The sequence below is a fragment of the Methanomicrobia archaeon genome, assembly GCA_016930255.1.
Taxonomy (GTDB): domain Archaea; phylum Halobacteriota; class Syntropharchaeia; order Alkanophagales; family Methanospirareceae; genus JACGMN01.
The window spans coordinates 98,790-106,725 of the sequence record JAFGHB010000022.1 but is presented as its reverse complement, the minus strand read 5'-3'; the positions used below and the strand labels follow the sequence as shown (position 1 = coordinate 106,725).

Here is a 7,936-nt window from a genome sequence, read left to right as displayed (position 1 = left end):
TGGTTCAACACTAAAAGGTATCATAGAGGGATCAAAGCCATACCAGCATCACTTTATACCGGGTAGTTTCAAAGTTTACTTAACACAATGCAAAAATTCATGTGTTAATCCGGATAATCGGTGGTTTACGTCAGCTCAACCTCGAACACGTGCTCGAAATTACACTCTTCTTGCTCAGCGCAGCTTGCCTCGGCAATGTGGGGTTTGTTGTGAAGCAATGAAACCCTCGCACCCTTTTCTTAAAAAGAAACCTCACCAAAGATTACGTTTGGGTGCTTTAATGCGCTTTCAAAACTCCTTCTCTCTTTTTATTGCTTTCTCGAGCACAGCACAGACATTTTCAGATTTTTTTGATGGCCTGTTATTTCTCCGGTTCCATTCGTTCTATCCGTTCGATTTCCATTAACCACTTCAAATTTCGTGGTCACTGGCACCATGAACAACGCAACGATGATCTCTTCTTAAGCGCATGAAACAGAGAGTAGAATGGAAGGAGAGAATCACGAGAAGGCGATGTTTGTTGAAAAACTACGAGGTGGCGTGAATCTCCGTGAATGTGCGAGTAGAATCGTCGCAATCTACGAGACCACGCTTCCAAGCGGCCAGAGCATCCAGCCCCACTATCATCCCGATGCAGAGGAATTATATTACCTCTTATCCGGCAATGGCCTGATGCATATCGGGGACGAACGCAGCGAGGTGGAGTCCAGAGACGAGGTCTATATACCGCCTGATAAGGGCCACTTCCTCAGTAATACCTCCGCAGAGGATCTTAGATTTCTCACGCTTACGGTCTGCGTCCCCAGAGCGGAAGGCATTCCGTACATCTTATAAGCTCGAGAGCTGACGGAGAGGTATTCGATTAACGTCTTGCTGGTAACGTTACCACAGGCGTTGGCATCGTTAACTCCGTGGATGGCAATGTTACGGAGAAAAAAAGAAAAAAAAGAAAAAGAGGGGGGGGGATGGTTTGTTTATCCTATCCGTCCCTTTTTTGTTGCTCTATGATCCCAACCGTATCGCCGGTATCCAGCCCTCATGTTTTATCCCATTGACGTCCACGAACTCCGTGCAGGTGATCGTTCCTTCTGTTACCTCTACCTCGTTGCTGGGCGCATGGATGATCTGCGGATATGAGCCCGTTTGAATGGTGTAGTTGTACGTCTCGCTCTCGTAGAGTACGACGTTAAGGGTTATATTATGCCAATCGCCGTCATAACCGGTCCAGTTTCCCTCCGCTATCGGTCCCGATTCGTTCCAGATCTTTACGTATTCGGTATGACCTCCAGTTCCTTCGCAGGGATAGGTGTAAAGTCTGCTAACAGTTAGATCACCATCTGGCGTGATCGTACCGTTGTGGACGCCCGCGATGCTCGGATACGTGCCTTGGCCGGTATCAAAAGAGCTCGTTGACGATGCGATGAACTCGTAACAGCCGATGTCGTACCCGACACCCTGCGGTCGTGGCGTCCCCTCAAAGTCCTCGGATGGCGCGCCCTGAGCAGTGCCGTTATCGATGACGATACTTCCCTCACAAAGGTGGAAATTCCAGGCAGCCAGATTCTGGAAGAGCTGCGTGGGTGGGTCAACGGCAACGAGCGAATGCGCGTCCTGGCCGCTATAGACTGTCCAAGCCCCTGCTGCGATCTGATCCAGTGAAAACTCGTCCTCATAGCCCACCACAATCGCACTATCACTAACATCGTTATGGAAGACGTTGTAATCCCCTTGATAGTTGCTTGCATCCCGCTCTTCAAATGCTAGCCCAAGGGTGTCACCACCGGCAAGAATGCAGTTATACATGCACAGCGAGTCACCGGAATTCTCGATCCAGATATTATATGTCTGGGTATCGACGAAGTCGCAGTTCTGAAGTGTGGTCGTGCCGGGCGCTTCGTCCCAGTCCAACTCCACATTTGCGTTCTCATTGTGATAGCTGAGGCAATTGACGAGGGTCGTGTTATCTCCCCAGACTTTATACCCCACTTCAGCATCATGAGCAGAACAGCGGTTCACGGTAATATCCCGACCGCCAAAGACAAAACCATCACCGACAGTATAGGCCTCGCAGCGGATCAGTACAAAATCGTGCTGGTTCCCTTCATGACTGAGCGCAAAGCCGTCGCACTCATGACCGAGTTCAGGGTCCCGCCACGTATGCGCACTGCAGTCGGTAAAGGTCCCGTTGTAGCAGTCAGCGCCGCCGGACGGAGAAGCGTCAAAGCCATAGTAGTCGAAGTGATGCATCTCGACGCGAGTGAGTGCGAAGTCATGCGTCCCATCGGCGACGCCAATACCATAGCCGACATCGTGTACGACGCAATCGATAATCTCTAAATAGCCCGCGTTCTCCGCCCATATGCCGTTTTCCGTCCAGTTGCAGATCTCAAGGCCGATGTGTTTAATATAGGATTGATCCACGATAACGCCGTTATTTGCCTCGGTCACACCGGTACCGTCAATTACCGGCGTTTCGCCTGGATAGGCGGCAAAGACGATGGAGCCGTCCGTAGGGTTGCCGCTCTGCATCGTGCGCACATGCTCGTTGTAGGTGCCACTTCTGATATAAACCGTATCACCAGCCGTCAGTGTGTCAGCGGCGTGCTGGATCGTCTGCCATGGCTGATCGATTGTGCCAGGATGGGAATCATTGCCAGTAGGGGCAACATAATAGGTGGTTGCCGTTGCCGTTCCCGTAACGATCGCAAGCAACAGTACGGTCAACGCAGCTACAACAATCAATCCTCTGTTTGTTCTCATTTTTTTCTGCCTCCTTTTTCTCATTAATCTAGTCGTATCGCCGGTATCCAATCGGTGTATCTTCGTCCATTCAGGTCTATAAATTCCGTACAGTTTATCGTCCCTCCGGGTGCATCGGACTCCGGCGAATGGATGATCTGGGGATAGGAGCCTGTGGCAATGGTATAGTAATACGTCTCATTGGCCTCCAGGACGACAGGGCCGTCGAACGTAATGTTCTGCCAATCTCCCTGATAGCCGTTCCATTCCGTTTCCACAAGCGTTTCCGTTCCATTCCAGATTTTTACATATTCGGTATGCCCGCCGGTGCCCGGACTTGGGTAGGTGTACAGTTTGCTCACGGTCATATCTGTATTTGGTATGATCGTCCCGTTGTGCGTGCCGGCGATGCTTGGGTACGAGCCGCCCTCTGTGTCGAAACCAATTGAAGAAACCTCTTCACACGCGTCTCCCACGCCATCTTCGTCCGAATCGGTTTGGTCAGGATTAGCGGTGAGTGGGCAATTGTCCTCCTGATCTGTAACGCCATCGTCATCAAGATCTGAAATCACGCATTGAGGGTCGTTATACCCGACTCCTTGGCAGAAATCAAGTACGACCTCTGATAAATCAGCTGTATGAACCAGTGCGGTGGTTTCAAAATCACGCACCTCTACGGCTTTCATCAGGTCTACGAACGGTAGGATTACCGTAAAGTTAATGTCATCACCCATCATCATCCCCTGTTCGAAATTCTCGACATTCGCTAATCTAAATTCCCGGGGGTCCTCCAATACAATGCTTCTTAATACCTCGTTCTGGGACGATAACGCGCTCACCTGAAATGCTCCATACTCCGTGAAATGGTTCGGCGGCTCGTTATATACAATTCGCGAATCGAGGAGCGTTATTTCGGAGTTCTTGATGTTGTAATCGAGAATCACTACTTTTGTCATAGTCTCTTCCTCCAGTACGGATAGCGGTGAAGATCCAAAAGCCGTCGATCCGGGGTTGGTGCAGGCGGGTTTTGAGTCCAGTTTGTCTATCACCCGCGCGTGGCAATCAAGCTCAAAAACGTTTCCATTCGTCATGTAGCAGCTGTCCGGGTCGGACTTCCACCAACCGCTATCGCAGCATTCCTTGACACCGGACCCTCGGTAATTGCACCAGTTGGGTGATTGTATGGTCAACGCATTCATATCCACCACGCCGCGAGTTTGCCAATAGCCTTGCCACACATCCGGGCAATTTCCAGGCGCTATCGCAGTACATTTGCTGGGATCCATCCCCGTTATGTTGGCGTATTCGGTACAATTGCATGAATAGTTGGCAGCCCACGGCCAATTACTATTGAGATACCAGTTCTTACAGTTCTGTTCCTCGGCCGCAGTATTGGGCCAGCATTTGATCGCCGGACAGAACTCGAAACAGCCAGCTGGATTCGACGATAAAGCTTGACAATTTGCATTTGACGAGTATATATTCGACAAATTGGCTAATTGTTTATACGACCCGTCACAGCAGTATTCATCCTTCATGCCGAAGATATTGTGGCCTGTTTCATGAACGACTGTTCTCGGGTCATTATTCTCGGTAGAAAGTACTGTTCCGCTTGAGCACGCTCGCTTGCTCAGGTTCGTAAAGACAATCACCGAGGTAGCTGCGAACGAACAATCACTATGGTAGTTCTTGGGCAGGATCCATTTGGAGCAAACAGGCACATACTCGCCTTCATGAGGATAGTAATAGAAGTTGAATTTACATCTGCTGGTGTTAATCTCACTCGCTCCGAAGTAACCACTGTTGATCAGAAACAGCACGTCATTGAAGAATTTGGTCATATTGCTCTGGTAATCCTTATCCGGGACAAAAACGATATTGAACTTATCTCCGGTCGCCCCGTTTTTGATGAGGGGTATGCATGCAGGGCACGCTTTCACACATATTCCGCCGCAATCCGCGCCTGTCTCGTTGGGTCCCTTAAACCCATCCCAGCAGTCACAGGCATCCCCAAGACCGTCATTATTCCAATCTTTCTGGTCAGGGTTGGGCACATCCCAGCAGTTATCACAGGCGTCGCCAACGCCATCCTTATCCCAATCCGTTTGACTCGGATTATTTTCGTTAGCGCAGTTATCGCACGCATCTCCCCGCGCATCGGTATCCGAATTCTCCTGGTTTGGATTGCTCGTATTCCAGCAGTTATCGCACTCATCACCGCAATGCGGATCTTGTAGCCAGCCATCCCAGTACGTATAGTTCAGCTTTAATAGCGTGCAATCGCCATCGGTATCATCCTGGTACGTATTAACTTCATACCAACAGTTATCGCATACGTCCCCCCTTAGATCGCCATCGGTATCATTCTGATCGGGATTGCTGACCTCTGGGCAGTTATCACACAAATCACCACAATGCGGATCCTGTAGCCATCTCGTGCCATCCCAGTAGCTCGTGTCCAGCTTTAATGGCGCACAATCGCCATCGGTGTCGTTTTGATCGGGATTATCTCTGGACCAGCAGTTATCACAGGCATCGCCGAACCCATCGATATCCAGCCAATCTGCCTGGTCAGGATTATAGACATCCGGGCAATTATCACAGATATCGCCGACGTCGTCACCCAGATAATCATGCCCACTTAAGCCCCGGTTATAAAGCTCCTGTATTTCGGCCGCCGTCAGAACGGTATCATAAATGGCAACCTCATCGATCTCACCCGCGAAGTGTTCACCATAAAACGCATTTCGGCCAATGTTAATGGTGGTATCGCTCGTATCATAATCGATATGGGGGATGAGAGCTTCCACTCCATTCTTATAGAACTTCACGCCAGTGCCGGGAATGAAAACGGCCGCAAGGTGCTGCCACGTGTTTATATCTACACTGAACCCCGTACTTCTGCTCAATTCGCCGGTAAAAACCTGCCACGTGCCGCCATCGCGCAGTACAGACCAGTCATATCCGCCGTTGTCGGAGCAGAGCACTTGATGCCTGCCGGAGGAGGTGCTGGTGGGGTACACCCACATCTGTATGGTAACATTAGACGACCCTGACTGATCGATGTTCAAAGGTGTACTGACATAATCGTTCGCGCCGTCGAACGTCATTGCGGACTCAATTATACCCGTCGTCCATCCAGGACCGTTGACCAGCGTCCCATGATTACTTCCCACGGAATCCGAAGCGTTCGTACCCGTACCCTCGTCAAACCGCCAATAACTCACCAAGTCATTTTCACGGATACCATCACCGTCCGCTTGATCTGGATTCTGATCGAAGGGACAATTATCAGCATCATCGCAAACCCTGTCTTTGTCCCAATCATCGCAGACTTGACAGGCGTAGGTGCATCCTGAGGTCTCCCTGTCGTTCCAGTCCTCGGTGACGTTACACTCGTTCCAATCGCCTGTGTTGTCTTGGCTACCAACAACACGAATATCAGACTCGATGTTCGCACATGCTTCATTCCACAGCAGGTGATTATTCGACGAATGCCAGAGGGATATGCCATCACGATTATACCGCGCGGTATTATACGTCAGAGAACTGTCATTAACCGATTCAAGTGTGATGCCATAGATCGTATTGTCGGTGACTTTATTATTGGTCAGAGCATTCGTTTCGAGATTGCGCACATCGATTCCGGCGCTATAGTAACTGATATTACAATTCTTAATCGTGACGTTATCAAAGCCGTCGTTATAAATTCCGACGCCCGAATGATTCCCTATCAACGATGCGTTGTTGCAATCGAGCGTTATGTCTGAATGGTTAATGATGATAACACCCGTGTCTCCGGTATCGTTGACGCTGTAGTTACCCGGACAGAACTTGGTATCTTTATCGATGTGCATATTGTCCGTAGGCACCAAGCAGCAGAGGTTCGTGCAGTCTACCGTTCCCGTATCGTTCCAGTTGTGGGCGTTATAACAGGTGTTATTACTGCCTGTATTGCCCGTTGAATTCTCCTGCCAGATATCCGCGATAAGGTTGGCGCAGGCACCATTGGAGTCTATTACCGTATTATCAGAATAGACAATCGTCAGCCCATAACCGTTAAAATTTATCGTGTTTGAGGCAATTTCATTATTCTCCGAATTTGTCAGTGTCAGACCCGAATACCCGTTCAAAGCCATGTTGTTTTTTGTTATGGTGTTGCCGCGCGCGGAATCAAGCCATATACCGTACCAGAAGAAGCCAACATTACAATTCGTGACGGCGTTATTATCGCCCGTGAGCTTTATGCCGTAATCGACATTAAAAGGTGCAGCAGGTAAATCACCACTAATGAAATGTCCAGAGCAGTTAAAGATGACGTTATCTGCCGACAGGGTTATGCAGTTCCCGGAGTGATTCAGGATGTCTTGCGTCAGTATAACCGCATCATACCCACCTTTATTCAATTTTTCCGTGCAATCACTGCAGGAATCGCACGTACTGCTGGTTTCGGTAACCGCGACCTCGCCCGTGACCACACGATCAGGGGCACTCACCTCGGGTTCAAGGGCAATCCCAGAAGCGATCTGCTCCCGTAACTCTACTTCGCCGGTAAACCCTGAAAGTTTCTGCCTGATATATCCTGCATCGTTTTTCCCGGTGATGATGAACATAGTCGGGAATTCACCGACTTCAAATGCCTCCACAGCCTCAGGGCGTTCATCTGCGTTAATGCGAATAAAAAAGAGCTTTTCTGTGTATATCGTTTCTAGCTCGTCTATTATGGGCATCTGTTGCTGACAGAAATGGCACCAGTCGGAATAGAAGAAGAGGAATACGGGCTTCTCATCGAGAATTTCATCTATCTGTGCTTGTAACGAAGTGTTGGAGCCGAGCGGGCTTGAGGAGTCCTGTGTCGATATCTCTGATAACTCAGCCTCGATATGAGGGGCTGGCGTTTCTTCTGCTTCGCCACCTCCCGCACCGCTTAACGTGCATGCCACCAACACAGTCACCATAATCCCTATGAGCACGAAATAGACCCTTCCGTTTCTTCCATTCAGTTTCCCTACCATAGTTTGGCCTCCTCACTCCTAACACTCAGTAAATTGGAGAATACCATCTATAGGCCATTATACGTAGTTGGTATCAAAAGCTTTTCGATATAAAGAGAGCTATACGCAAATGAGCAGTTCTTATCGCTCTGAACCGGCACCTAAGCCAATGGCTGTGACCGCGATTCTGAAACGAAGCACTG

Annotated in this window: 3 protein-coding genes and 4 pseudogenes; 1 reads left to right on the top strand and 6 read right to left on the bottom strand. The window is 49.5% G+C overall.

Annotation, left to right across the window (positions count from 1 at the left end):
• Positions 1-486 precede the first annotated feature (486 nt).
• Entirely contained in the window at positions 487-834 is a 348-nt protein-coding gene (locus JW878_03980) for a cupin domain-containing protein (GenBank protein MBN1762223.1), read from the top strand.
• 168 nt (positions 835-1,002) lie between these two features.
• On the opposite strand, the gene JW878_03975 is transcribed toward JW878_03980, so the two are convergent.
• The 6 genes and pseudogenes from JW878_03975 to traF form a co-directional block, all read right to left on the bottom strand.
• A complete protein-coding gene (locus JW878_03975) occupies positions 1,003-2,760 on the bottom strand; it encodes a hypothetical protein (protein MBN1762222.1) in 1,758 nt (585 codons plus the stop codon).
• A 23-nt stretch (positions 2,761-2,783) separates the two neighbouring features.
• Positions 2,784-4,025, bottom strand: a complete 1,242-nt coding sequence (locus JW878_03970) for a thrombospondin type 3 repeat-containing protein (GenBank protein MBN1762221.1) — start codon at positions 4,023-4,025, stop codon at positions 2,784-2,786.
• 846 nt (positions 4,026-4,871) lie between these two features.
• Positions 4,872-5,501, bottom strand: a pseudogene (locus JW878_03965) (hypothetical protein).
• A 648-nt stretch (positions 5,502-6,149) separates the two neighbouring features.
• A pseudogene (locus JW878_03960) lies at positions 6,150-6,596 on the bottom strand (right-handed parallel beta-helix repeat-containing protein).
• 39 nt (positions 6,597-6,635) lie between these two features.
• Positions 6,636-7,352 (bottom strand): annotated as a pseudogene (locus tag JW878_03955) (right-handed parallel beta-helix repeat-containing protein).
• Positions 7,326-7,754: pseudogene (gene traF, locus JW878_03950) on the bottom strand (conjugal transfer protein TraF). The pseudogenes JW878_03955 and traF overlap by 27 nt, the downstream one beginning before the upstream one ends.
• Positions 7,755-7,936 lie beyond the last annotated feature (182 nt).